This is a genomic window from Streptomyces sp. NPDC047061 (assembly GCF_040643955.1).
Lineage (GTDB): Bacteria > Actinomycetota > Actinomycetes > Streptomycetales > Streptomycetaceae > Streptomyces.
Window position 1 is genome coordinate 1 of the sequence record NZ_JBEYVI010000126.1, and the last position, 1,709, is coordinate 1,709.

The following is a 1,709-nucleotide window of genomic DNA, read 5'->3' on the forward strand; positions in this document are numbered from 1 at the left end:
AGTGCGTTGTGGCAAACCGGATCTCGTTCGGAGCCTGCGGGTGCGGGTGATCGCTCGGACTGAGATGCCGGTGCGGTCGTAGGCATGAAGAAACGGGCCCCTTGGTAGTGACGTGGTTGTTGAGGCCGGTCACGAGCAAGGAGACCCGTTGTCCGACGAGTTGACCATCTCTGCTGCGCTCGCGTCCACCGCGGTCATCCCTGGGTGTGACTGCTACGTGCACCGGTTCAGTTCGATCGCTCCGGGACGCCGGGCAGGCTGCTATCCGAGCGACATGACAGACGCGGAGTGGGCCGAGGTCCGCTCCGCGATGCCGGTACCGGCCTGGCTCCTCAAGCGGGGCGGGCGCCCGGAGGCGTACTGCCACCGCGAGATACTCGACGCTGTGCGCTATCTGGTCGACAACGGCGTGAAGTGGATGGCCATGCCGGTCGACTTCCCGTACTGGCGGGCGGTCTACGACTTCTTCCGCCGCTGGCGGGCCTGCGACTACGTGCGTGAACTGCACGAACGCCTGCGCTACACGGCAAGGGAACGCGCAGGCCGCAACGCCGAGCCCAGCGCGGGAATCATCGACAGTCAGTCGGTGGACGCCTCCGAGACCGTCGGCGAGGACAGCCGCGGATACGACGGCGGCAAGTCACGCGACGGACGCAAGCGCCACGTCCTGACCGACACCGAGGGCCTGCTCCTGGAGGTCACCGTGACCACGGCCGACGTCCACGACTCCAAGGCCGCCCCCGCACTGCTGGAGACGTTCATGGACCAGCCGGGCCGGCTGCTGAAGCTGGTGTGGGTCGACAGCGCCTACCAGGGTCCGGCGCTGGCGAAGGCGTTCGCCCGTCACGGAGTGCGGATCGAGGTCGTGCGCCGCTCCGACGGACACCGCGGATTTGTCGTCCTGGCCCGCAGGTGGGTGGTGGAGCGCACGCTGAGCTGGCTCTCCCGCTCACGCCGCCTCAACCGCGACCACGAACGCCGCCCCGACCACCACGCCCAGATGGTGTGGTGGGCCGCCGTGATCAGGCTGTCGAGGCGCCTGGCCGCAGACGCTCCGCGCTGGCCGGAGAAGCGTCCCGGCCGGCTGCCCCGGGCGCGGGCATGAACCGTCCGTCCTTCGCCCGCACCAGCCAGCCCCGCTTCTCCAGCACGTAGGCACGGTGACGGATCTTCTCCACCTCGTTCTTGATCTCCGCCTCCCGGCCCACCGCCCGCGTCAGCTCCACCCCGTTCACCGGCCCCGAAGCGGCCACCACCGCGGCGAACACCTCCCGATACAGGCCGCCGAGCACCTCCACGCCCATGCCCGACCGCCACACCGGCGGCCGCTCGCCATGCCCCGCGCCGGAGCCGCTCGATCCCACGGCGGCAGCCATCTCACCACCAGAAGGCACAGAAACCGGCGTATTCACCAGGCTCCCCGCGGCCAGCACCGACACGAGCTCCTCACGCCCCACCCGGGCCCGCTCGACTCGCTCCCGCGCGGCATCCACCTCCGCCTGAGCCTGCTCCAGAACCTCCGTCCAGGACTCCAGATCCTGCCTCGCCCGCGCCTCACGCTGTTCCATCAACCCCAGCACCGACGGCATCGCACCCTCCTCGATCCACAACAAGCCGTCCGCTGCCTGCCCCTACCCCACCGCGATCACGCCCCGCACACGAAGAAGCCCCTGCTCATCGAACAGGGACTCCGTTTGCCACAACGCACT

2 protein-coding genes are annotated in these 1,709 nt (G+C 69.5%); one reads left to right on the forward strand and one right to left on the reverse strand.

Translation table 11 applies throughout. The annotated features are described in order from the left end of the window. The first annotated feature begins 274 nt into the window (after window positions 1-274). Window positions 275-1,105 carry an IS5 family transposase gene (locus ABZ887_RS51065; RefSeq protein ID WP_361306579.1) on the forward strand — a complete coding sequence of 277 codons (831 nt, stop codon included), beginning with the start codon at window positions 275-277 and terminating at the stop codon, window positions 1,103-1,105. Here the strand turns inward: ABZ887_RS51065 and ABZ887_RS51070 are convergent. Further along, window positions 1,023-1,589, reverse strand: a complete 567-nt coding sequence (locus ABZ887_RS51070; protein WP_361306581.1) for a hypothetical protein — start codon at window positions 1,587-1,589, stop codon at window positions 1,023-1,025. The genes ABZ887_RS51065 and ABZ887_RS51070 overlap by 83 nt on opposite strands. Window positions 1,590-1,709 lie beyond the last annotated feature (120 nt).

Bases quoted from the DNA above. Each gene is read 5' to 3' on its own strand.
- ABZ887_RS51070 (WP_361306581.1), bottom strand. From the start codon at position 1,589: ATGCCGTCGGTGCTGGGGTTGATGGAACAGCGTGAGGCGCGGGCGAGG.
- ABZ887_RS51065 (WP_361306579.1), top strand. From the start codon at position 275: ATGACAGACGCGGAGTGGGCCGAGGTCCGCTCCGCGATGCCGGTACCG.